Raw genomic sequence first — 21939 nt, forward strand, 5'->3', positions numbered from 1 at the left:
GCCGCCTTGACGAGCCGTCGGTGCCGGATCCAGGTCCAAGACGCGGAACACCACACGATGTCGCCGCTTGGCTCGTGTTGTGCGCTGGTGCAAGGAGCAAGTGGGTGTCTCGCGGTCAGGCTGGCGATTTCGGCGTGGGGGTGGCGATGGCCAGCAGTTCGTCGACGAGCACAGCCAGCACAGCTGGTTCGTACTCGGCTATCAACCCTGTTGCCTTCGGCCACCGCTGCTGGTTGAGGATCGCCACGATCGCCTCCGTGCAGTAGGCGGGCCCGGCGTGTCTCGCCCAGGCGACCCACGCGACGCATTGGCTGTCGGGGTCTGGTATCGCCCGGATGAGTTGCGCGGCTTGGTCGAAGAAGCCCTCGGCGATCAGGATGTCCCGCCGTGAGGGCTCGGCCTGGAGAGCGGGGCGTTCGTCGACAGGCTTGGTCGGCGGGTCCCCGCGCAGCTCGGTCAGCGCCACGTGCCGCCGGTGCGGATCGGCGATCGATCCGGCGAGCGTTTCGGCTCGCGCCAGACCCTCGGCCATGGCGACCGTCTGGATCAACCGGGACCTCTCCCAGGTCGTCTCGTCGACCAGGTCGATCAGCGCCTCAGCTTCGGTGATCAGCCGGTCGACGTGTCCGGGACCGTCGGTTGCGGCCGTCATCCCGATGAGCTTGACCAACGTCTGGAATCGCTTGCCGACCTGGCTGATCGTGCTCGCGATGGTCGTGACACGGGCGACCAGCTCCCTGGCTGCGCTGCGGTCGCCTGCTCTCATCATCGACCAGGCGATGCCGATCAGTACCCGGCAGCGCTCGCCAGGTTCCGGCACGGTGTGGGCCAGTTGCACCGCCCGGTCGGGATTCCCCTTGGCCGTCAACGCCTCCGTCAGGAGGTACAGGGCCTCGGTGTGCTCGTCGGAGACGGGAATCGACTCGGTGAGGGCCTCCGCCCAGCCCAGATCACCGATCGGCACCACGGCTCGTACCAGGGCGAGCAGGGCCTGCTTCTGCTCGATCTCGCTCACGGCCAACCTGGCATGAGCCTCGGCGGTGGCCCCGATGGCGCGGGCCCTGGCCAGGTCCTCGTCCGCCACTGCGTTCATCAGCGCGGTCAGCGCCTGGACCCGCTCGTAGTGCCCGGTGATCAACTCGGCGACGGCGAGCAGCCGGTCGAGCTCGTCGACGGCGACGGCGGCCTTGATCAGCGTGACCAGGGCTTGGCCGTCACCGACCGGGTTGCTGATCTTCCTCGCCAGGATCTCGGCCTCCGTCGCGGCGTCGCGCGCCCGGTCCCGGTCACCTCGCGCGATGGCCTCTCGTGCGAGGAGGACCAGCTGTTCGCAGTTGTCGACCTGATCGACCGGCACCCCGTCGTACGCCGAGCGTCCACCGGAATCCGGGGCCGGCTTCGGATCGACCGGCTTGGAGCGGATCGGCTTCGCCGGCACGCGTGACTCGTCGTCCTGGCCAACGACGATGAGCGCCTTGGACAGCGCCTTCTTGGCCGCGCCTTCCACATCGGCCCTGGACAGGGTTCTGGATGCCGAGACCGCCTCCGACGCGAGCCCGCGCGCCCGCTCCCCTTCACCGTGGTCCGCTGCTGCCTCAGCGATCGCGGTGAGCGCGCGCACCAGCCAGAGCCGGTTGTTGATCGACCTGGCACACGCCTCGGCCTGGTCGATGTCCCCTGCCTCGGCGATCGCCCGCGCCACCGCACACAGCGCTCGGCTTCGCCCGATCAGGTCGGTGATCAGTCCGGTGATCGCCCGCGCCCGGTCGTGCGCCCCGGCCCCGGCCAGTGCCTCGACCACGATGACCAGCGACTCGTGCTTCTCGACCGCGTTGGCGATGGAGTGCGCCACCAACTCGGCCCGGTCGAGTTCCCCGGTGGTGACGAGCGCCTCGACCAGTGCGACCTGGGCCCTGCGCCGCCAGTACGGGCTGGTGATGGACTGTGCCAGGGCCTCCGCTCTGTTGACGTGACCGAGCGCGGCCCAGACCGCGGGCAACTCGCGCGGGATGTAGGAGTTGCGCTTGCGGAGGTGGTCGCGGTGCACGGCCAGCCTGGCCATGGCTGCCACGGCGGCGGTGCCCAGGAGGCCTCCGTCCGCGATGGTCTCCTGGGTGCTGACGATCTCGGCGATGGCCGCGACGTCGCCGCCGGAGATGTCCAGCATCCGGTTGTGCCGAGCCAGATCCGTGCAGCAGGTGATCATCCTCGGGAGGTCGCCGACCGCTTTGAGCATGTTGAAGTAGCCACTCATGAGGTACTCCGGGGAGGACGGTGGCCATCCTGCTTCCCGGTATCGCAGGTACATCCGGTGCAGCCGGTCGCGGTAGCCCTCGATCCGGGTGGCGCCGAGCATGGTGATCGCGGCTGTCTGCAGTTCCTCGTGGCCCAGCACGTAGACCACGGCGTCCGGCTGCCGGTGCGCGTCCCTGAGGGTGAAGCTGCGGCCGGTGACGGTGCGCAGGTGGTCGTCCACCTCCCACTGCGACTTGCCGGTCAGCTCGGACAGGTCCCGAGGGCTCAGCCCGCCACCCGCCGCGGCGACCAGCCCCAGCAGGTCCTGTTGGATCTCCGTGCCGGTGAGCAGCTCTTTCAGCTCGCGTTCCATCTCCGCGCGGATGGCCGTCGCCTTCGCGGAGGTGGCGAGCGTCCGGGCGATGCCGGCGTCACGGAGCGGGTGGTGCTCGGGCACGTCGGGTGGGATCGGCGGTTGCGGCCTGCTGGAGACGACCACGCGCAGCCCGGGCGGCAACTCGGCCGGCAGCAACGCGGCGATGCTGTGGGCGTCCGGGCCGGTGGTGACCCCGCGGTCCTCGTCCAGCCCGTCGACGACCAGGACCAGCGATTCCCCGCGTTCCTCGCAGACGTGGGCGGCTTCGGCGAGCAACCCGAGCATGTGCGCCTCACGGGTGTGCACCGTCAGCAGCGCCGGAAGTGCGTCCTCCAGCAGCGTGGCGAGCTGTTCGAGCACGTTCTCCACGAACGCCGCGCGGTCGTTCTGGCTGGACATCCGCGCCGTGATGAAGAAGGACACCACTCGCACACGTGCAGGTGGGTGGAGAACGAACCACGACAGCAAGGCCGACTTGCCCGCCCAGGCAGGGGCTCGCCACAAGGCATAGCTGCCCGCGCACGCCGGGTCGGTGGCGAACGCGGCGAGCTCGGCCCGCTCGGCGTCGCGGTTGACCAGCTCCTTGGGCGCGATCTGCTTGACCTGCTCGCGGTACCGGGTGCGCACCGGCGCACCGGTCCGCAGGTTGATGTCACCGATGTGCACACCGCCGGTGATCCCGCCCGCCTGGACCACCGACCCGGTGACATCACCGTCCACCGAGTTCTCCACTCCACCCGGTGGCAGGTGCGCATCGTCAGGCATCGACCAGTATCCCGCCATCACATCGCACGATTGAGGCCATCACCCACGGCATGCCCCGAACGGGCGACTCGACGCCCGATCCATCCGCGTGCGCGAGACGTTCATGCCGCAGGTCAGCGTTCCCATGGCGGTACACACTGCCGCAGCGCGGGGGAACCCATCGCGCCGCCACGCCGGCCCGACACGCACGCCGTCTGCGGTGTCACTCCACGCGGAACGTTGCCCGGTACGCGGTGGGGGTGACGCCGAGGACGCGGTGGAAGTGCCGGCGCAGGGTGGTGGAGGTTCCCATGCCGCAGCAGGCCGCGATGTGGTCGATCGTGGCGTCGGTGCGTTCGAGGAGCTCTTGGGCGCGGGCGATCCGCTGGTGGTGGAGCCAGTCGAGTGGTCCGGACCGGAGTTCGGCCTGCATGCGGCGGGCAAGTTGGCGGGTGCTGAGGTTGGCGTGCCCGGCGAGGTCGCGCACGGTCAGGGGCTGGTCGAGACGGGCGCGCGCCCATTCGAGGGTGGGTGCGAGACCGTCCGGGCGTCGTGGCTCGGCGGGTGGGGTGATGAACTGCGCTTGGCCGCCGCTTCGGTGGGCGGGCACGACGAGCCGCCGGGCGATCCCGTTGGCGGCCGCGGCGCCGAGGTCGCGTCGCACCAGGTGGAGGCACAGGTCGAGCGCCGCCGTCTTGCCGGCCGAGGTGAGCACGTCGCCCTCGTCGACGTAGAGCACGTCGGGCCGGACGTCGACCTGCGGGTAGCGGCGGGCGAGGTCCTCGGCGTGCATCCAGTGCGTCGTCGCGACCCGGCCGTCGAGCACCCCGGCCGCCGCCAGGACGAACGCGCCGGTGCACAGGGAGACGATGCGGGCGCCGCGGTCGTGGGCCGCGCGCAGCGCGTCGAGGAGCTCGGGGTCGGGGTTGTCGTCGAGGTCGTCGGACGAGGGCACGACGACGGTGTCGACGTGGGCGATCCCGGCGTACGACGTGGTCGGCAGGTGCGCCAGCCAGGGGTGCGGAGCGCCGTCGGCGGTGCAGACCACGAGGTCGTACCACTGGCCCGTGGGAGACAGGTCCGATCGGTCGATGCCGAAGACCTCGGACGCGATCGCGATCTCGTACAGCATCGCGGAGCCGTGCAGGACGAGGGCAACCCTGAGCATGTCTCATATTGTACGGCGCACGTCGTTTCGGACACTCGTCCTGGACCGGTGTCGCACCCGACGATGGTCTCGTGAACGCAACCGATCGAGTCCTCGTCTACGGCGCCACCGGCCACACAGGACGCTTCGTCGTCGACGAACTGCTGCGGCGCGGGCTCGTTCCCGTGCTGGCCGGCCGCAGCGCCGAACGCCTGGCCGCCGTCCCACCGCGACACGCGGCCCTCGAACGCCGGGTCGTGGGCATCGACGATCCCGACCTGCTCCGGCGGGCGGTGGCCGGCACCGGCGCGGTCATCAACTGCGCCGGGCCGTTCCTCGACACCGCCCTCCCCCTCGCCCAGGCCGCGGTCCAGGCGGGCGCCCACTACCTCGACGTCACCGCCGAGCAGCCGGTCGTGCAGGCGCTCTACCGCGACCTCGACGCACCTGCCCGAGCCGCGGGCGTCGCCGTCGTCCCCGCCATGGCCTTCTACGGCGGTCTCGCCGACCTGCTGGTCACGGCCGCGCTGGACGGCGGCTCGCGCGCCGACGAGGTCGAGGTCGCGATCGGCCTGGACCGCTGGTGGCCGACCGCCGGCACCAGGGTCACCGGGGCGCGCAACACCGCGACCCGCCTGGTGATCCGCGGCAACGCGCTGACCGCACTGGAGAGCCCGGCACCGTCCGGCACCTGGTCCTACCCTTCGCCGCTGGGTGAGCAGTCGGTCGTGCAGATGCCGTTCTCCGAGGTGATCACCATCGATCGCCACCTCGACGTGGGCGAGCTCCGCTCCTACCTCAACACCGCCCCGCTCGAGGACCTCCGCGACGACGCCACGCCGGCACCGGTCTCGACCGACGAGCACGGACGATCGGCACAGCGGTTCGTCGTGGACGTCCTCGTGCGCCACGGCGCCGACACCCGGCGGACCAGTGCGACCGGACGCGACATCTACGCCGTCACCGCGCCGATCGTCGTCGAAGGGGCCGTCCGGCTCCTGGACGGACGCCACCGGGGCCCGGGCGCCGCGGCTCCCGGCGAAGCCTTCGACGCCGCCGATGTCCTCGCCACGTTGGAACGGGATGCCGGTGCCATCGCGGTTCAGCGGTCGGCGCGAGCGTCCGCCAGGCCGGTGCGCGCGGCCGATTCGGCGTAGGGCGTGCCGATGGGGCGTGCACCGGCTAGCTGGGCCGGCTCATGACTGGGTCCTGGTCCACTGCCGGTTGGTGCTGGAGCCGCACGTGTACTGCTGGATGTCGGCGCCGTCGGCGGTGTCGGCGTTGACCACGTCGAGGCACTTGCCGCTGTGCCGGGCCCGCACCTGGAAGTAGCTGCCGGTCGCGCCCCACTGCCACTGCTGGTTGGTACCGCTTCCGCAGGTGTACTGGACGACGTTCGCACCGTCCGCTGTGGACGCCGACGCGACATCCAGGCACAGGCTCATGCTCGTGTTCGAGGGGAACGTGATCGGCAGCCACGCGTACTGCGAGTCGTCGGTGGAGCGGTAGACCGAGACCGCGCGGAACGTGTTGTTGGCGTGGAGGTTCTCGCCGAATCAGTAGCAGTAGTCGCCGACCTTCAGCACGCCGCCGCCGTGCGCGTGCACGACCCCGCCGGAGGTGTCGGTGAACTGCGTGCCGTTGGTGACGGTGACCGGTGGCGCCTGCGCGCGAGCGGCCGCCACGACCACCGCACTCACGGCCAGGCCGAGCGCCGCCCCGAGTGCCGGCAGCCGCCTGGTGATCCTCGTGTCGCGCCCTTCCGACGAAGGCCTTCATTGGTCGCCTTCCATCGATCGTCGTTGTCCGGGACCAACGTTCGTCGAGACAGCCGCTTCGCACCGCACCGCCGGCCGGGATGAGCCGGTCCTGGTCCACATCGGACGCCGCCACGCTCGCCCCGACGCGACGAATGTCGCCCACCCGGTCGCCGAGGCCACGCTCGACGACCATCAGGCCGCCGGTCAGGACGCCGATCGCCGTGGCGGCGACCGTCTGCACTCTGATTCGCCGCGGCGGACGGCTCGCTGCGGATGGCCGCGGACGCGTCCGGGTCCAACACCAGGTGGGAGGCACAGCTCGGCACCACCCCCACCGTGCCGGGCACCTACACCCTGGTGGCCCAGCACAGCGGCAAGGCCGCCGAGATCAGCGGCGCCTCCACCGCCGCCGGCGCCGGGCTCGTCCAGCGGACCCTCACCAACGGCACCAACCAGCAGTTCGAGTTCGTCACCGCCGCCGACGGCCACGTCAAGCTCAAGGCACGGCACAGCGGCCTGTTCCTCCAGCCCACCGGCACCACCACCGGCGCGAACGTCGTGCAACAACCCGACTCCACCGCCACCGGCCAGCAGTGGCGCGTGGTCGACCACGGCAACAACGTGATCAGCCTCGTCAACCGCGAATCCGGCCTGGCCCTGGACGTCTGGGAGTACCTGACCACCGACGGCGCCCGCATCTCCCTCTACACCTACAACGCCTCCAGCCCCAACCAACGCTTCACCCGTCGCAGCGTCTGACCCGGGACCTGAACGGGGCACCGCTCGTGCCACAGCGCGGGCGGTGCCCCGTTCAGCGGAAGAACTGGAAGAGGCCGCACTTCCGGTCCTGGACCAAGACCGCGTTCAATGGCACGTGGACACCCTTGGCCGAAACGCAGACCACCCCGTTCGCGGGCAGCGCCAACCTCACCTTCGCCAACGGCCACACACCTTGCCGTCCTGTGCGAACCCACGACCGCGGCGTGCCGGAGTACGGCACCTCCTGGCACGGGCCGTCGTCGAGTCGCCACACCACCCACGAGACGTCCGCGGTCGGTGGGGTGACGGTGAACGACCCGGGCGTGCCGGTGCCGCCGGCCCAGCAGCCTTCCGGGTAGCCCGTGGACGCGACCGCGGGCACGGCCGGTGCGACGAAGTCCGGGGTTAAGGTGAGCCACGGCGATGCCGCCTCGACGCTGCTCTTCGTCGCCTTGACCCGGAACCGGTACGCCGTTGCGGCCGTGAGCGGCGCCGGCACCTGCCAGGAGACGGTCGCGTTCGGCGTCGTCGACGTGACGGTGCCCGAGGTGACCGGCGTGCCGCCGGCTTCCTGCAGCTGCCTGCAGCAGGCCGAGCTCGGACGGCTCGGTGTTCGTCCATCGACCGGCCGACGGTGACCCATCATCGGCGCGGCGGTACCGCCCGTACGAGTCGGTTGACAGCCAAGGCTAATGCCATTAGCTTGTTAGCTATAGCCATTAGCCGTGAGGGGATCCACATGACGCAGTTCCTGGAGCTGGACGGCGGCCTGCTCGCCTACGAGGTGATCGGCGAGGGGCCGCTGATCGTGCTGGCCCACGGCATGGGCGACAACCGGGCCGCCTACCGCGAGGTGGCCGTCCGACTGGCCGACGCCGGGTACCGGGTCGCCAGCGTGGACCAGCGTGGCCACGGCGAGTCCAGCACCGGCTGGGCCTCCTACAGCCGCACCGACTCGGCGGCCGACCTGCTCGCCGTGGTCCGGCACCTGGGCGGTCCGGCCGTGCTCGTGGGTCACTCGTTCACCGGCGGCTCCGTCACCATCGCGGCCGCGCAGGAGCCCGAGTCGGTCAGCGCCATCGTGCAGATCAGCCCGTTCACCCGGGCGCAGAAGGTCGACTTCGGCGGCCTGCTCTCCAACCCCCGCTACCGCAAGGGGATGCTGCTGCTCATGGGCGCGGGGGTGTTCCGCAGCGTCGGGCTGTGGAAGCGCTACCTCGACCACGCCTACCCCGGCGCCAAGCCGGCGGGCTTCGCCGAGCACGTCGCCGCGCTCGACGCGGACCTGCGCAGGCCCGGCCGGATGGCGGTGGTGGGCAGCATGGGCATGTCCGCGCCCACCGACGCGGGCGCCCGGCTCGGCGACATCCGCTGCCCCGCCCTGGTCGTCGAGGGCTCGCTGGACCCCGACTGGACCGATGCGCGCGCCGAAGGCGAGGGAATCGTGGCGGCCATGCCGCCAGGGTTGGGCCGGGTCGAGGTGATCGAGGGGGCGGGCCACTACCCGCACGTGCAGTTCCCGGCCGAGGTCGCCGCGGCGGTCCTGGCCTTCCTCGGTGCGGACACCCGTGGCTAGGGCGGCGCTGTCCGCGGACGCGGTGGTCGACGTCGCGCTGCGCCTGGTCGACGAGGAGGGCGCCGCCGCGCTGACCCTGGCGGCAGTGGCCTCCCGTGCGGGCGTGGCCACGCCGTCGCTCTACAAGCACGTCCGCAACCTGGCCGAGCTGCGCGCGCTCATGTCGGTGCGGATCATGGACGACCTGGCCGTGCGGATCGGCGGGGCGGTGCTCGGCCGGAGGCGATCCGCGCGCTCATGACAACCTGGCGCGAGTACGTGCTGGAGCACCCGCACCGCTACTCCGCTCTCGTCCAGGCACCCGAGCCGATGGTGGCGCAGGCCGGGGAGAGGCTGGTCGACATCATGCTGGCCGCCCTGCGCGCCTGGGACATGCAGGACGCCGAAGCCATCCACGCGGTCCGCTGCCTGCGCGCGGCCATGCACGGCTTCGCGGTGCTGGAAGCGCAGAACGCGTTCCAACGACCCGAAAAGCTGGACGACACCTACGACCTGCTGATCCACATGGTGGTCACCGGTCTGCGAACACCCCTCCACCGCACGTGAACCTCACCCACGAGGAAGCGGGACCTGCACTTGGTGGCCTGGACCGCACGGGCGGTGACAAGTCCTGTCAGGACACCGGGTGCGCTTGACCGGCACGTCGACACCCGGCCGCAACCCGCTGTGATCGCATCAGTGGCTCGCCACCCAGCCGGAGCCGGGTGACGGGCCACTGGATCGACCGGTGGTGCGAGTGGTTACGGCGTGGTCGGCAGGAGGCAGGAGTAGCTCAGGGGGAGCAGGTTCACGAAGGTTCCGCCGGCTCCGGTGCAGATGGCACGGGCCTCGGAAACGCGCCGGTCGGTGGACCCGAGCGGGTTGAACACGCAGACGTAGCCCACCGGGTTCACGGTGAGGGTGAGCACGCCACCGGTCGCGATGCACAGCTCGGTCGCGTTACCCGTGCCCGAGCCCGGTCCCGATCCTGGCGGGGTGCTCGTGTTCTCGCAGCTCGCGTGGATGTCGGGGTCCGGCGCGGGTCCCTGGCAGGTGTCGGTGCCGAGGCCGCCGTCGAGGCTGTCCTGGCTGCCGTCGTTGGACGCGCCGATGAGCGTGTCGTTCCCGGCGCTTCCCGAGATGGTGTCGATGCCCAGGCCGCCGGTGAGGGTGTCGTCGCCGGTGCCGCCGGTGAGGGTGTCGTTCCCGTCGCCACCGTTGATCGTGTCGTTGAAGTCCGAACCGGTGATGGTGTCATTGCCACCGTTGCCGTTGATCGTCTTGGCGGGGTTCGTGCCGCCGCAGTCGATCGTGTCGTTCCCGGGAGTTCCGGTGACGACGGTGTCGGTCTGGGTCACGCCGGCGCTCACGACGCAGTTCACAGCGGCGTGAGCGGTCAGAGGGCTTACCGCCCATAAGAACGGGACGGCGAAGACGCCGGCCAGCGTGGCGACGACTCCTCGACGGAACTGGCTCTGCAGGATTCTCATGTTCATTTCCTTGACACATTGTTGGCGATGACTCGCACAGCGTGATGCGCTGGCGAGAACCCGACCTGGCGCGAATCGCGCCCCCCACAGCCCGGCGCGGCTGCCGGTGCCCACTTCCTCCACATGCGAAAACCTCGGCTCGTGATGCGAACCGCTCATGGCGGCCTGGGTCACGTCACCGAGGTCTGGGGTGTGACGCAGAACGTTACTCCTGTTGCAGCAAAGATCGGCGCAACGTCGCCCGAATGGACGCACGGTCCGTACGTCAGCCGGACGGCTCGCCGGGTGCGTGCGATGCATGATCCGATGAGATCCGATCGGACACCCACCGGCGGAATCCCTGGCCGGAATCGAACGGCGGCGGCGGCGACGAGAAACACTCGAATCAATGTTTGCCCCTCGCGCCCGCGTCCGAGGTGGATAATTCCTCCGTGGCCGGGAATTCCTCGCAACCAGATGACGAACCGCCGTTCAACTTGCAAATATGACGAATGAGGAACAGGGTTGCCCCGGGAGCGCGGCCAGGTCCGATGCGCGGCAGTGACCGCCGACGAGATCGCACTCACCGGTCACCCAGGCAAAACGCCCCGGTGGCGGCAGATCAACCAGAAAAGCCGCGTTCTCACCACGACAGACCTCCTCGTGCCTCATCAACGGCGCCGAGGAAGAACCGAACCACTACACGATGTGGAGAAAAGTCATGCGATCGACCACGCGCAGCACCACGGCAGTACGGGTTCGACGTGCTCTGATCGGGCTGGGAACCGTGGCGGGGTTCGCCCTGGTGGCTCCCGGCTCCGCCCACGCCGCCGACCCGGCCGGGTGTGTCCGGTCCGGCGAGAACGTGACCTGCACGGCGGGCGTCCCCGCCGGCCAGGTCCTCGACGGCACCGCCAACGCCAACACCATCACGATCACCGGCGGCTCCGTCGCGGGCACGATCAGGGGGTTGGGCGGCAACGACACGATCATCATCACCGGCGCCGCCGGCCTCAACGGGGCGACAGGCCCTCCCGGAGCGAACGGCACGGCGGGCACCCCCGCCGGGACCGCCGGCGGCAACGGCGGCGTCGGGACCAGCGGCGGCGTCGGCATCAGCGGCACCGGCATCGTCGACGGCGGTGACGGCACCGACCAGATCACCGTCACCGGCGGTGGCGGCGGCAATGGCGGCGCAGGCGGCGTCGGCGGCATCGGCCTGAACAGCGGCGCGGGCGGTGCCGGCGGCAACGGCGGCGTCGGCGGCGCGGGCGGGGCCGCCAACGTCGGGTCCGTCAACGGCGGGGTCGGCGGCGACACCGTCAACGCGACCGGCGGCAAGGGCGGCCTCGGCGGCGTCGGCGGACTGGGCGGCAACGGCGGGGCCACGGCAGGCGGAGCGGGTGCCGGCGGTATCGGTGGCGCCGCGGGCGTCGGCGGTGTCGGCAACTCCGGGAACGTCAACGGTGGCGCTGCGGACACCGGCATCGACAACATCACCACCACCGGCGGTGCCGGCGGTGCGGGTTCCTCCGGTGGGGTCGGCGGCTGCGGTAGCGGCGGCGGCGCGGGTGGCGTGGGCGGCGCCGGCGGCGCGGGTGGCATCGGCAACTCCGGGACCGTCAACGGCGGCTCAGGGGCGGACACCCTCAAGACCAAGGGCGGTCTCGGTGGCGCCGGCGGCCTCGGAGCCAAGGGCGGCAACGGTCTGAGCGCCACGCAGCCCGGTGGAGCGGGTGGCGTCGGCGGTGCCGGTGGCGCCGGGGGCGGGGGCAACTCCGGGACCGTCAACGGTGACGCCGACAACGACGTCATCACCAACACCGGCGGTGGCGGTGGCAACGGTGGCGCCGGCGGCAACGGTGGCACCGGGTGCGCCGGTCCCGGCGGCGCGGGCGGTCTGGGCGGCGCCGCGGGTGCGGCCGGCACGGGCAACGCCGGAACCGTCGACGGCGGCACCGGGGTGAACACCATCACCAACTCCGGTGGCGCTTCCGGTCTGGTCGGCGCCAACGGCGTGGCCGGCGTCAACAACGGTGGCGCCTGCACCTGCTGATCGGCGGCGACAGGCCCGTCACGGGGCCGGTGTGCGTGGCGATCGCCAGGCACACCGGCCCCGGTCGTGGTCGCCGGCGGAGTTCGCGTCCGCCGCTCTCTCAGCCCGACGGCGCGCGGTGTCCGGAGCGCAGGGGCGCGCCGGCGTCGTGCAGGTGGCGCAGCACTTGGGCGTAGGAGGACCACAGGCCGGCCTTGCTGTAGGGGATGCCGTTGCGGGCGCAGAAGTCCTCGACGACGGGCTGTGCGCGGCGGAGGTTGGGGCGGGGCATGTGCGGGTAGAGGTGGTGCTCCACCTGGTGGTTGAGGCCGCCGAGCAGTGCGTCGACCCACCGGCCACCCGTGACGTTGCGGGAGGTGAGGACCTGCTTGCGCAGGTGGTCAAGGCGCTGCCCCTTGGCGATGATGGGCATCCCCTTGTGGTTGGGGGCGAAGGAGCAGCCCAGGTAGACGCCCATGAGTCCCTGGTGGACCGCGATGAACACGACGGCCTTCAGCGGGGACAGCAGCAGGAACACCGCGGTCAGGTACGCCGCCGCCGGGAGGAGCTGCAGCGCGGCCTCCCGCCAGGGGTGCTTGAGCTCGCCGTGCCACAGCGCCTGCAGACCCGAGATCCGCAGCACGACCGCCTCGACCAGCAGCAGCGGGAAGAACAGGAAGGCCTGGTACTTGGTGATCCACCGGTACAGGCCGCGCTTGTCGCCGGCCTGCTCACGGCTGAAGGCGATGGCGTGGATCTCGATGTCGGGGTCGTGGTCCTCGTGGTTGGGGTTGGCGTGGTGGCGGTTGTGCTTGCCGACCCACCACTGGTAGCTGATCCCGGTGACACCGCCGTGCAGGTGGCCCACGAGGTCGTTGTGGCGGTGGGAGCGGAAGATCTGCCGGTGCCCGGCGTCGTGGCCGATGAAGGCGAACTGGGTGGAGACCACCGCCAGGAGCACCGCGGTCAGCACCTGCCACCACGAGTCGCCCAGCAGCGCCATCGCCGTTCCGGTAGCCGCGAGCAGCAGGACGTTGATCGTCATCCTCGTCGCGTAGTACCCGCGGCGCCTGTCGAGCAGGCCGGCGTCCTTGAGCTGCCGCGTCAAGCGGGCGAAGTCACTGCCCTGCCGGGCATCGGGAGGTCGTGCCTCGGCGGTGGGTGAGGAGGTCATGAACATCTGCTTTCCGGGTGGACGGACGCGTCCGCTCCGCTACCCCGGTGTCCGCGACCTGGGGGTGGAGTGGGGCCTGGGAGGGGAGGTGGGCCGGCCGGTCAGTCGGCGTGGCCGTTCGCGAGGATCACCAAGCCCACGGAAGTGCGGGCCGTTGGACGCCCGGGGGTTTTCGGTGGACGGGTGCGAAGCAACCGCATTTGCCCGTCATCGAGCCAACGCGGCCGACAGTCGGCGGGTTCCCACAATCGTCCCCGTGTGCCGCACGGCACATGCCGGTCCGTTCACCGCAAACCTCCCGATCGCGCCTGGTGTGACCACAGGCCGCCGGGGTCCGGGGCGGCATTTCCCACTGCGGGCGACGCCGTTGAATCCTACGGGCGCCACCACGATGGACCTCTACGGTCGCACCGACCGCTCGTCCCCGCAAGTGGGGTCGCTGCTCGCCGATCGAACGACGCGCACGTCGAGCGTTCCACCGCGACGATTCGAGATCGAATGAAGAGTCGATCACGGGAGAACGCCGAGTGCATGCAAAGTCGATCTCATTCGAGGTGTTCCCGGAGAACGGGTCGGGAATCCTCCCGCCTGCGGTCAGACGTGCGCGACGGCAACGCATCGGGCACGACGCCTCGACCACACGAAGGACGGACCGATATCCGGCGGACGCCCACGACGCCCTCGCACAGCGGTTCTGCGCCGCGACCCGGGCGGGTGACCTGCACCGGGGTTGCCTGTGCTCCACCGAGTCGAGCGCCGCGACCTACGGCAAGTCAGGCCAGGCGAACGTCAGCGACCGGGCCTGATGCCGGCGCTGGGCCTCGGCGCGCGGAGGACGCCTCAGCGGGACGCCGTGACGGCACGTCGCCGACTCGGGGAAACACCTCGAACTCGACGTCCAGTCCGGTGACGGCCAGCGGCCGCAGCACCGGACGGGTCCGGGCCACGACGTACAGTCCCACCCCGGACGCCGCGGCCGCGGCCCTGGCTTCCACCAGGACGGTGAGACCGGCCGCGCCGAGGAAGCCCACCTCGCCGAGGTCGACCACCAGGTCCGGCCCGCGGGAGCTGATCTGCCCCAAGAGGTGGTTGCGCAGGTGGGGCGCGGTGGAGAGGTCCACTTCACCGGACACCGCGCACAGCACGGCGACAGCCGACAGCGGCCGTACCGCGACCACCAGGAGTTCGCCGGGCGACGGGACCATGACTTCCCGCAACGGCGGTCGAGCGGCACTTCGGACGTCGGTACTCACGGGCTCTCCTCGCCGAAGCGTGGCGTCCGCGGGGTCCGGGCGGCTGACGAGTTTCAGGTTTCCAGCGTATCGCCCGGCGAGATCCCCCCACAAGGCGTTTTCAAACCTCATCCGAATGAATTCCGAGCACTTCGGACTTTTCTGCACCTCATGCCGAACGCCTCGAAAATCTTTTCGAGGCGTTCACCGGTGTAATGTGGGAGGTACCGAGGGCGTCGAGCGCCGGCGTTCGAGCCGGCACCGCCTTGGGCGCACCACGATTCCGGCCGGTCCGGCCGGAGGCGGGAACGCCGAGTTGACCTCGAACCAGCCAGGTCCCCCCACCACCCGCCCGGTCACAGGGCCTCGATGCCGGTAGGCGGTGAAACCCCACACCGACGAGCCGGGCTCCGTCGACGGTGGCTGGTGGCCGTGGTCCACGGACCCGGCGACCGAGTTCCCCCCGCTGATCACCGCCATGGCCGCGCTGGGGCTGCCCGTGCAACGGTTTTCCTACGACCTCGACGCGTGGGACGCCGTCAGACTGGGTCTCACCGTGCACGGCACGGTGGTGCGCATGGAAGGTTTCCGCACCACGCGGCCGCACACGGTCGCCCCGGTCGGACCTGACCGCGTCCGGACCCGGCTGCTGGTGATCCCGCCGGCCACGCCGGGCGACGCCGCACGGGCCGCGATGCGCGCCGCCGCCCACACCGGCTCGACCGCCACCGTCGAAGACGTCCTGGAGTGGAACACCGTCGCCGCCCGGCGTGCCGGCACCGCCGCCCTCCCCGGCCGGCGGACGGTCGAGCGCGGCCGTCGACGGGAAATGCTCCTTTACGAGGACGAGGTCGCGTCGTGACCGCCCCGTCGGGGCGGACGGCCACACCTCCTCCAGCCGCGGCGCCCGATCCACCGATCGGCGTCGTCGCGTCCCGCTGTGGCGCAGGCGTGTCCGGGTGAACGCGAGCCGCCGTCGGCCGCCTCCCGCTCAACGCTGATCGCCCTCGCCTGCCGTCCGGCGGCGCGGGTCGCACGACCTCGCTGCGCATTCGGGTGAGAGTTCCGGCGTCGCGCTCCGGTCGGCGGACTGTGGGGTCGCGGTGCGTAGAGTGGGACGTTCGTGTTCCACGGTGCGGGAGGTTCGGATCGTGCCCTGCGACCAGGTGGCTGGGAGGTCTCCGGATGGCCCGGTACACCACCAGTCGGTTGGCGCAGGTGAGCCGCTGGATCGCCGAGGAAGCCGCCGACCTGGGCACGCCAGTCTCGGTCGGTGCCCTCTGCCAGGCCGCCATCACGCGGTTGGGTGTCAGCGGAGCCGTGCTCACCGTGGACACCTCCGGCTGGCCGGAGGTCAGGTGCGCCACGAACGCGCTGGGTGAACGCCTGGCCGAGTTGCAGGTGACCGTGGGTGAGGGACCGGCCGTCGACGTCTGGCGCGGAGGCGGACCGGCGCTCGTAGCCGATCTCGACGCCCTGTCCAGCCAGGCACGGTGGCCGATGTTCGCACCGCTGGCCGTCGAAGCCGGAGCGGCCGCGCTGTTCGCGCTGCCGCTGTGCGTCGGCGCGATCCGGGTCGGGGTGCTGTCGCTGTACCGGCTCGACGTCGGCCACCTCGACCCCTCGGCGCTCACCGACTCGCTGGCGTTCGCGGAACTGGCCCTGCGGCTGCTGCTGGACGAGCAGGCCGACCTGAGCCCGGCGGACGTCGCCGAGGACGGCCTCCCCCTGCACAACCCCCACGTGCACCAGGCCACCGGGATGGTCGCGGCGCAACTGGACCTGGGCATGGCCGACGCGTTCGCCCACCTGCGCGCCCGGGCGTTCGCCGAGCAGGTGCCGCTGAACGCGCTGGCGGCCGACGTCGTGGCCCGCCGACGGCGATTCGACCGCGACGGAGGATGACCGTGAGAATGTACGGAACAAGACCGTGTGCTGAGCACACCAGCGGAGGTGGCCGCGATGGACGGTGAGCGTCTCGTCGACACGTTCGTCGAGTTGGCCGACACCCTGGTCGACGACTTCGACGTCATCGACTTCCTGCACATGCTCGTGGACCGGTGCGTCGAACTCCTCGACGTCGACGCCGCGGGGCTGCTGCTGGCCGACCAGCGGGGCAGGTTGCAGCTGATCGCGTCGTCCAACGAACAGGCCCGGCTGCTGGAGCTCTTCCAGCTCCAGAACGACGACGGGCCCTGCCTGGACGCGTTCGCCACCGGCACCAGGGTCAGCCACCCCGACCTGGCGGAGGCGGGTGAGCGGTGGCCGCGATTCACCGCGGTGGCCGCCGAGGCGGGGTTCGCCGCCGTGGACGCGCTGCCCATGCGCCTGCGCAGCGAGGTGATCGGCGCGCTCAACCTCTTCCGGAACCGGTCCGGCGAGCTGGACGCCGGCGCGTTGCGCACCGCCACCGCGCTGGTCGACGTCGCCACCATCGGCCTGCTGCAACAACGTTCGATCCACCACCACCAGGTGCTGACCGAGCAGCTCCAAACCGCGCTGAACAGCCGGGTGGTCGTCGAACAGGCCAAGGGGCTGGTGGCAGAACGCCTCCAGGTCGACATGGACACCGCGTTCGCGGCGCTGCGCGGTTATGCCCGAGGGCACAACCTCAAGCTGAGCGGCGTCGCCCACGCCGTCATCGCGGGCGACATCGACACCCCGCAACTGCTCACCGCGCCCGCCGGCACCGGTCGGCTTCGACGCTGACCGGACGGCAGCTCGGCCGGTCAGCCGCGCGGTGGCCTGGCCCGGCCGCCGACCAGGTCTCGGAGCTGCGGGGTGGGCGCCAGACCCAGGTCCACGTGGAGGAGGCGGCTGAACCGGTCGAACGCGTGCACCGCCTCGGACTGGTTGCCCTCGGCCAGGTGGACGCGGATGAGGGCGGTCTGCGCGCTCTCCCGCAACGGGTCGGCGCGGACGACCACGCTCGCCGCCGCCGTGGCATCTCCGAAGCGCCTCGCCTCCACCAGGCCGTCCACCACCGCCTCCAACGCGTGGAGCCGGAGTTGGCGCCAGTCCTCGACCTCGAAGGCGAGCCAGTCGTCGTACCAGAGCGGCAGCAGTTCCGACGACAGGGTGGCGACCGCCTCGACGCTCAGGTCCCCCACGGCGTGCGGACCGGCTTCGAGCAGGCGGTGGGCGAGCGCTTGGGCGTCGCGCAGGTCGACCGAGACGCCGGGCGCGAGCTCCAAGCTCGACGGGGTGACCAGCAGCGTGTCCCGGCAAGCGCGGTTCATGCGGATCAACGTCGACCTCAGGGCCGCGTAGGCGTGGCCTTCGGTGGCGTCCCCCCACAGTGAACTCGCCACGAACAGCCGCCCCACCGCCCGCGGGCGCATCGCCATGAACGCCAGCAGGCGCTCGGCCCCGCCCTGGACCGGAATGGCGTCGGCTCCCCCGGTGAGCCGGAACCCGTCGAGGAGAGCGACGTGCAAGCCTGCTTGGTGGCCGCGGGGCGCGAAGCGCGCTCCCGGCGCCGCGAGTGAGGTCATGAGCCCGGAGTCGAGGTTGTGTCGAAGAGGCCCGGAAGAATGATCACGGAAGACCTTTCGGCTTTGACTTGCACGGTGTGCGCGGAGCACGCGCGCTCGCGGCCGAATCGGAGCCGGCTGCGGTGGAACCGTCGACTGACGTCCTGCGGACCAGGTTACCAGCGCGGGCACGGCGAGCGGCCCCACGCGGGGGTCAAACCCTTGCCACCGCTCGAATCCGTCATGTGTGAGGCAGGGTGCGCGGCGCCTCAAACCACCCGTTCGGGGGTTCGTTCCCGAGACCTCCGGACGACACGAGGAGCGACCCGGTCCCCTTCCAGGGCCGGGTCGTCGACGATCCTTCGTGTTCGCGCGTCATCTCGGTGGTGCCCGAGTGCTACGACTCGCAGCTGCTGCGGAGGTCCGGCGGCACGCCGACGGGTCCGCAGGAATCGGTGTCGTCACCGCCGTTGAGGGTGTCCTGCGCGGCATCGGTGCCCGGACCGCTGAGCGCGTCGTTGCCCGCGGAGCCGTTCAGCGTGTCCGTGCCGAGTTCCCCGTAGAGCAGGTCGTCGCCGACCTGGCCGGTGAGCGTGTCGTCGCCCGCGCCGCCGTGGATCGTGTCGATGTAGGCGGTGCCGGTGATGGTGTCGTTGCCACCGCTGCCGTAGATGATCTTGCCCGGGTTGGCGCTGGTGCAGTCGATCGTGTCGTTCCCACCGGAACCGAACACCGTGGTGTCGTTCTGCGTCACGTTGGGACCGATGGTGCACGGGACCGCCGCCGAGGCGACGCCGGCTCCCGTGAAACCGCCCATGACCAAGGCGCCTGCTGCCAGGATCGGGTAGAGCTGTCGAGTTCGCATGTCGTCCTCCGCTTCATCTCCGGGAATTCGGATGACCACAGCGTGTTCCAGGGGGCGTTACCGGCGCGTGACGGCCGTCGCGGCACCCGCCGAGGACTTGACGGAGGCGACACTTCGTCACGTTCGGCGCGCGCGGCGTTCGCGCGTCGCGCCGGTCGGGCCCCGGGCTCGCGGCGGCGTGGCCGCGAGCCCGGGGCCCGGGTGTTCCCGCGTGACCGCGGTCGATCAGCAGGAGCAGATCCCGCCGTTGTTGACACCGGCTACGCCGTTGGGGCCGACGGAGCCGCTGTTGCCGTTGACCACGGTGGCGCCGGCTTCGACAGTACCGGTGTTGCCCAGGCCGCCAGCGCCCGCGGCGCCGCCGAGGCCACCCGCGCCGCCGGGACCGCTGCACCCGGTGCCGCCATTGCCGCCCGCACCGCCGTTACCGCCGTTGCCACCGGTGACGGTGATGGCGTCGGCACCCACTTCACCGTTGACGGCTCCCGAGTTGCCGACACCACCGGCGCCGCCCGCACCCCCGACGCCACCCGCGCCACCGGGCTGGGTGGCGCTGATGCCGTTACCGCCCTTGCCACCGACGCCGCCGGCTCCGCCGACGCCACCGTTGGCCTTCAAGGTGTCGATTCCGGCGCCGCCGTTGACGGTTCCGCTGTTGCCGATGCCGCCCGCGCCACCGGCGCCGCCGACGCCGCCCGCGCCACCGCCGCTGCCGCAGCCACCGACGCCACCCGCGGCGCCGGATCCACCCGCACCACCGGTCGCGGTGACGGTGTCGAGACCGGCGTCGGTGGTGCCGCCGTTGACGGTTCCGGAGTTGCCGACGCCGCCGACACCCGCAGCACCACCGATGCCACCGGCGCCCGCGCCTCCCGCGACGAGGCCGCCGTTGCCGCCCGGCGCGCCGAGGCCGCCGTTACCGCCTTTGCCCCCGGTCGCGTTGACGGTGTCGCTGCCCGTGCCACCGTGGATGGTCCCGGCGTTGCCCGCCACACCGACACCGGCTACGCCGCCGTTGCCACCGGCGCCACCGGCACCGCTGTTGAGGCCGGTCCCGCCGTTGCCCCCGTTGCCCCCGTTGCCGCCCGCACCACCGGTGACGCTGATGCTGTCCGTGCCCGGGCCGCCGTCGACGATCCCGGTGCCGCCCACGGCGACACCGCCGCCGGTGCCGACGCCGCCGTTGCCGCCCGCGCTGCCGGCCGGGGTGCCCGCGGTGCCGTTCGCACCGGGGGCGCCGTTCGAGCCGGCGACGCCCGCGACGCCGGTGACGCTGATGGTGTCGTTGCCGGCGAGCGAGTTGACGGTCCCGTTCACCGGTCCGCCGGTGATGGTGATGATGTTGTTCGCCGTGGTGCCCGTGAGGACTTCGCCGGCGGGAATGCCTGCGGTGCAGACGAAGTTGTTGCCGGTCTGCGTGCACCCGACCGGGAGAGCATGGGCTGTGCCCGGCGCCACCAGTGCGAAACCGGCCACCGTGCCCAACCCGACCAGGACGCGACCCAAGCGGCCGGCCGTGCCGGCGCGCAACGTTGATTTCATGATCAATCTCCACCCGTGAGGTGGGTCCGAGCCGATGCCGCGGACCCCGCGGGGGGTGATCGGATGACCGGGGTCCGGGGTCACGTATCCGGTGCCGATGAACGAGAGCACCGGGACGACCAACACCCTCGAAGGCTCAGCGTGCGCGTCTCCGCGGGACCGGCGGAAGGCACGACGCCGCCGGTCACCCGAATGCGAGGCGCACTCCCCTGAACGCGAACGAGTCCGCAGTACGAGGGTTGTCCCGACTATCCGTGCGGATGAATACCGCACGTCACCCGGTCAACAGGTCATGGGTTCACGGGTCGGGTCGACCTGTTCCGGATCGCGCGTTGCTTCGATCACCACCGATCAACAGCCGCACACCGCAACCGTGGGGCAGTGGGGTGTTCTGGTCGTTCGCTCCGGACCCCGGTGAACCACCGTCTTGTCGGCGACCGCCGGAGGTCCTGTGACGCAGCCCGACAGCACTACGCCCACCGAGGGCTCGGGTCCGGATCGACCGTGGGACGTGCGGGGACGGGTCGTCATGGCCGACGTCGACTCCGTGGTGGCGTTCACCGCCGTCCACCGCGCACTCGACCACCGACACGGCGGAGGGCGCTGCCGCGAGGCCGCCGTGTCGCGCCTGCCGCCCGCCCTGGCGCTGCTCGAACACCCCGGTGCCGACGACGTCTCCGGGCCGCTGCACGCCGCCGTGGCCGACTTGCACGACCTGGCGGGCTGGTCCTGCTTCGACACGGGGTTGCCGGTCACGGCGGCGCGGCACTTCCGCACGGCGCTGACCGTCGCAGCGCGGGGTGACCACACGTCGCCGGCGTCCAACGTCTACTACCGGATCGGGCGGTTGTCGCTGCACCACAACGACCTGGGGCGGGCGATTTCTTCGCCAACCGCGCCTGGGCGCAGGCGCGGATGGTGGCGTTTGGACGATGTCGCGATGTCGTTGGCCCGCGCGCGGGACGCCTTCGTGCGGGCGTCGGACGAGCCCGTGCCCGCCTGGGCGGCGTTCTTCACCGCCACCCACTTCACCGCGATCACCGGTGTCGTCTACACCGGACTGGCCCGGCATGGCGCGCAGCCGCGCGTTCAGCCTCATCTCCTTCGCGATCTGCCACCTGCTCGACGACCAGGTCGACGCGGCGGTCGAGCTGGGCAACGAAGCGGTCGACCGGTGCGAGGTGCCGACCTCGACCCGAGCGGTCGAGCGACTGCGCCCGCTGCGGGACGAGGCGGCACGCCGCCGCGGCCACCCCGGCGCACTCGCGCTGCCGGAGCGGATCCGCGCCTTCCGCCCCGCCTCCGCCGCCCGGGGAGGGGCGGCGACGGGAGCCGGCGGGTCGATCCCGTCGGCGCGTCGCGACGTCGACAACCATTCGGGTGAACGAGGGGTCGTTCGTTCGGCCGATGGTATAGATTGGGCATTGTTACCCCGGACCCCGGTGGCGAAACACCTCCCGCGCTGATCGCAGAGGTGGTTTGGCGAGCCGGGGTTTTTGCACGGGGCGAGAAGCCACCAGCCACTCGAATTGCGGTGGCACCCGGGCAAATCGAACGCACCGGCTCCGCCGCG

23 protein-coding genes and 1 pseudogene are annotated in these 21939 nt (G+C 71.3%); 12 read left to right on the plus strand and 12 right to left on the minus strand.

Annotated elements, in window-relative coordinates:
* Positions 1–115 precede the first annotated feature (115 nt).
* Positions 116–3376, minus strand: coding sequence for a P-loop domain-containing protein (locus LNK82_RS20390; protein ID WP_230568620.1), 3261 nt, complete (start codon positions 3374–3376; stop codon positions 116–118).
* A gap of 202 nt (positions 3377–3578) precedes the next feature.
* Positions 3579–4523: a GlxA family transcriptional regulator gene (locus tag LNK82_RS20395; RefSeq protein WP_230568621.1), complete on the minus strand. Its 945-nt coding sequence runs from the start codon at positions 4521–4523 to the stop codon at positions 3579–3581.
* A gap of 71 nt (positions 4524–4594) precedes the next feature.
* On the opposite strand from LNK82_RS20395, the gene LNK82_RS20400 reads away from it, so the two are divergent.
* Complete coding sequence (locus LNK82_RS20400) at positions 4595–5659, plus strand: saccharopine dehydrogenase family protein (protein ID WP_230568622.1); 1065 nt, start codon at positions 4595–4597, stop codon at positions 5657–5659.
* 39 nt (positions 5660–5698) lie between these two features.
* Here LNK82_RS20400 and LNK82_RS20405 read toward each other — a convergent pair whose 3' ends face one another.
* Together LNK82_RS20405 and LNK82_RS46900 are read right to left on the minus strand one after the other, a co-directional pair.
* A complete protein-coding gene (locus tag LNK82_RS20405; RefSeq protein WP_230568623.1) occupies positions 5699–5947 on the minus strand; it encodes an RICIN domain-containing protein in 249 nt (82 codons plus the stop codon).
* Positions 5948–6058: 111 nt separating this feature from the next.
* Entirely contained in the window at positions 6059–6187 is a 129-nt protein-coding gene (locus tag LNK82_RS46900) for a hypothetical protein (RefSeq protein WP_268996742.1), read from the minus strand.
* Between the two features lie 348 nt (positions 6188–6535).
* Between LNK82_RS46900 and LNK82_RS20410 the strand changes: the two genes are divergently transcribed.
* Positions 6536–7021: an RICIN domain-containing protein gene (locus tag LNK82_RS20410; protein WP_230568624.1), complete on the plus strand. Its 486-nt coding sequence runs from the start codon at positions 6536–6538 to the stop codon at positions 7019–7021.
* A gap of 52 nt (positions 7022–7073) precedes the next feature.
* Here the strand turns inward: LNK82_RS20410 and LNK82_RS20415 are convergent, their stop codons facing one another.
* Positions 7074–7667 (minus strand): hypothetical protein, encoded by a 594-nt coding sequence (locus tag LNK82_RS20415; protein ID WP_230568625.1) that lies wholly within the window; start codon positions 7665–7667, stop codon positions 7074–7076.
* 93 nt (positions 7668–7760) lie between these two features.
* On the opposite strand from LNK82_RS20415, the gene LNK82_RS20420 reads away from it, so the two are divergent.
* From LNK82_RS20420 to LNK82_RS20430, 3 genes are read left to right on the plus strand one after another with little or no spacing between them, the layout of a single operon-like run.
* Positions 7761–8597, plus strand: a complete 837-nt coding sequence (locus tag LNK82_RS20420; protein WP_230568626.1) for an alpha/beta fold hydrolase — start codon at positions 7761–7763, stop codon at positions 8595–8597.
* Positions 8590–8838 (plus strand): TetR family transcriptional regulator, encoded by a 249-nt coding sequence (locus LNK82_RS20425; RefSeq protein WP_230568627.1) that lies wholly within the window; start codon positions 8590–8592, stop codon positions 8836–8838. The genes LNK82_RS20420 and LNK82_RS20425 overlap by 8 nt, the downstream gene beginning before the upstream one ends.
* Positions 8835–9143 (plus strand): TetR-like C-terminal domain-containing protein, encoded by a 309-nt coding sequence (locus LNK82_RS20430; protein WP_230568628.1) that lies wholly within the window; start codon positions 8835–8837, stop codon positions 9141–9143. Before LNK82_RS20425 ends, LNK82_RS20430 begins: the two co-directional genes overlap by 4 nt.
* A gap of 194 nt (positions 9144–9337) precedes the next feature.
* On the opposite strand, the gene LNK82_RS20435 is transcribed toward LNK82_RS20430, so the two are convergent.
* Entirely contained in the window at positions 9338–10240 is a 903-nt protein-coding gene (locus tag LNK82_RS20435) for a calcium-binding protein (RefSeq protein ID WP_230568629.1), read from the minus strand.
* Positions 10241–10766: 526 nt separating this feature from the next.
* On the opposite strand from LNK82_RS20435, the gene LNK82_RS20440 reads away from it, so the two are divergent.
* On the plus strand, positions 10767–12101 hold the full coding sequence (locus LNK82_RS20440) for a hypothetical protein (protein WP_230568753.1): 1335 nt from the start codon (positions 10767–10769) through the stop codon (positions 12099–12101).
* Between the two features lie 100 nt (positions 12102–12201).
* Here the strand turns inward: LNK82_RS20440 and LNK82_RS20445 are convergent, their stop codons facing one another.
* On the minus strand, positions 12202–13254 hold the full coding sequence (locus LNK82_RS20445) for a fatty acid desaturase family protein (RefSeq protein WP_230568630.1): 1053 nt from the start codon (positions 13252–13254) through the stop codon (positions 12202–12204).
* 554 nt (positions 13255–13808) lie between these two features.
* Between LNK82_RS20445 and LNK82_RS48325 the strand changes: the two genes are divergently transcribed.
* Positions 13809–14060: an RGCVC family protein gene (locus tag LNK82_RS48325; RefSeq protein WP_372470533.1), complete on the plus strand. Its 252-nt coding sequence runs from the start codon at positions 13809–13811 to the stop codon at positions 14058–14060.
* On the opposite strand, the gene LNK82_RS20450 is transcribed toward LNK82_RS48325, so the two are convergent.
* Complete coding sequence (locus LNK82_RS20450) at positions 14028–14507, minus strand: STAS domain-containing protein (protein WP_230568631.1); 480 nt, start codon at positions 14505–14507, stop codon at positions 14028–14030. The two genes, LNK82_RS48325 and LNK82_RS20450, sit on opposite strands and share 33 nt — an antisense overlap.
* Before the next feature lie 361 nt (positions 14508–14868).
* On the opposite strand from LNK82_RS20450, the gene LNK82_RS20455 reads away from it, so the two are divergent.
* The 3 genes from LNK82_RS20455 (at position 14869) to LNK82_RS20465 (ending at position 17195) form a co-directional block, all read left to right on the plus strand.
* Positions 14869–15348, plus strand: a complete 480-nt coding sequence (locus LNK82_RS20455) for a DUF5994 family protein (protein WP_230568632.1) — start codon at positions 14869–14871, stop codon at positions 15346–15348.
* Between the two features lie 323 nt (positions 15349–15671).
* Entirely contained in the window at positions 15672–16391 is a 720-nt protein-coding gene (locus tag LNK82_RS20460; RefSeq protein ID WP_230568633.1) for a GAF and ANTAR domain-containing protein, read from the plus strand.
* A gap of 57 nt (positions 16392–16448) precedes the next feature.
* Complete coding sequence (locus LNK82_RS20465; protein ID WP_230568634.1) at positions 16449–17195, plus strand: GAF and ANTAR domain-containing protein; 747 nt, start codon at positions 16449–16451, stop codon at positions 17193–17195.
* 20 nt (positions 17196–17215) lie between these two features.
* On the opposite strand, the gene LNK82_RS20470 is transcribed toward LNK82_RS20465, so the two are convergent.
* From LNK82_RS20470 to LNK82_RS46905, 3 genes are all read right to left on the minus strand, one after another.
* On the minus strand, positions 17216–17923 hold the full coding sequence (locus tag LNK82_RS20470; protein WP_230568635.1) for an AfsR/SARP family transcriptional regulator: 708 nt from the start codon (positions 17921–17923) through the stop codon (positions 17216–17218).
* A gap of 433 nt (positions 17924–18356) precedes the next feature.
* On the minus strand, positions 18357–18824 hold the full coding sequence (locus tag LNK82_RS20475) for a calcium-binding protein (protein WP_230568636.1): 468 nt from the start codon (positions 18822–18824) through the stop codon (positions 18357–18359).
* A gap of 225 nt (positions 18825–19049) precedes the next feature.
* Positions 19050–20366 (minus strand): hypothetical protein, encoded by a 1317-nt coding sequence (locus LNK82_RS46905; RefSeq protein WP_268996743.1) that lies wholly within the window; start codon positions 20364–20366, stop codon positions 19050–19052.
* Positions 20367–20817: 451 nt separating this feature from the next.
* On the opposite strand from LNK82_RS46905, the pseudogene LNK82_RS48680 reads away from it, so the two are divergent.
* Positions 20818–21183, plus strand: a pseudogene (locus tag LNK82_RS48680) (NsdA family TPR-like regulatory protein); the annotation flags it as partial.
* A 14-nt stretch (positions 21184–21197) separates the two neighbouring features.
* Here the strand turns inward: LNK82_RS48680 and LNK82_RS20490 are convergent.
* Positions 21198–21407: a hypothetical protein gene (locus tag LNK82_RS20490; RefSeq protein ID WP_230568637.1), complete on the minus strand. Its 210-nt coding sequence runs from the start codon at positions 21405–21407 to the stop codon at positions 21198–21200.
* A gap of 2 nt (positions 21408–21409) precedes the next feature.
* Here LNK82_RS20490 and LNK82_RS20495 point away from each other — a divergent pair, with 2 nt between their 5' ends.
* Positions 21410–21832, plus strand: coding sequence for a hypothetical protein (locus LNK82_RS20495; protein ID WP_230568638.1), 423 nt, complete (start codon positions 21410–21412; stop codon positions 21830–21832).
* Positions 21833–21939: the final 107 nt, after the last annotated feature.

Source organism: Saccharothrix luteola, assembly GCF_020859565.1.
Classification (GTDB): domain Bacteria; phylum Actinomycetota; class Actinomycetes; order Mycobacteriales; family Pseudonocardiaceae; genus Actinosynnema; species Actinosynnema luteola.

Bases quoted from the DNA above. Each gene is read 5' to 3' on its own strand.
- LNK82_RS20445 (WP_230568630.1), bottom strand. From the start codon at position 13,254: ATGACCTCCTCACCCACCGCCGAGGCACGACCTCCCGATGCCCGGCAG.
- LNK82_RS20465 (WP_230568634.1), top strand. From the start codon at position 16,449: ATGGACGGTGAGCGTCTCGTCGACACGTTCGTCGAGTTGGCCGACACC.
- LNK82_RS20440 (WP_230568753.1), top strand. From the start codon at position 10,767: ATGCGATCGACCACGCGCAGCACCACGGCAGTACGGGTTCGACGTGCT.
- LNK82_RS20395 (WP_230568621.1), bottom strand. From the start codon at position 4,523: ATGCTCAGGGTTGCCCTCGTCCTGCACGGCTCCGCGATGCTGTACGAG.
- LNK82_RS20415 (WP_230568625.1), bottom strand. From the start codon at position 7,667: ATGATGGGTCACCGTCGGCCGGTCGATGGACGAACACCGAGCCGTCCG.
- LNK82_RS20390 (WP_230568620.1), bottom strand. From the start codon at position 3,376: ATGCCTGACGATGCGCACCTGCCACCGGGTGGAGTGGAGAACTCGGTG.
- LNK82_RS20410 (WP_230568624.1), top strand. From the start codon at position 6,536: ATGGCCGCGGACGCGTCCGGGTCCAACACCAGGTGGGAGGCACAGCTC.
- LNK82_RS20475 (WP_230568636.1), bottom strand. From the start codon at position 18,824: ATGCGAACTCGACAGCTCTACCCGATCCTGGCAGCAGGCGCCTTGGTC.
- LNK82_RS46905 (WP_268996743.1), bottom strand. From the start codon at position 20,366: ATGAAATCAACGTTGCGCGCCGGCACGGCCGGCCGCTTGGGTCGCGTC.
- LNK82_RS20405 (WP_230568623.1), bottom strand. From the start codon at position 5,947: ATGAGCCTGTGCCTGGATGTCGCGTCGGCGTCCACAGCGGACGGTGCG.
- LNK82_RS20420 (WP_230568626.1), top strand. From the start codon at position 7,761: ATGACGCAGTTCCTGGAGCTGGACGGCGGCCTGCTCGCCTACGAGGTG.
- LNK82_RS20430 (WP_230568628.1), top strand. From the start codon at position 8,835: ATGACAACCTGGCGCGAGTACGTGCTGGAGCACCCGCACCGCTACTCC.
- LNK82_RS20460 (WP_230568633.1), top strand. From the start codon at position 15,672: ATGGCCCGGTACACCACCAGTCGGTTGGCGCAGGTGAGCCGCTGGATC.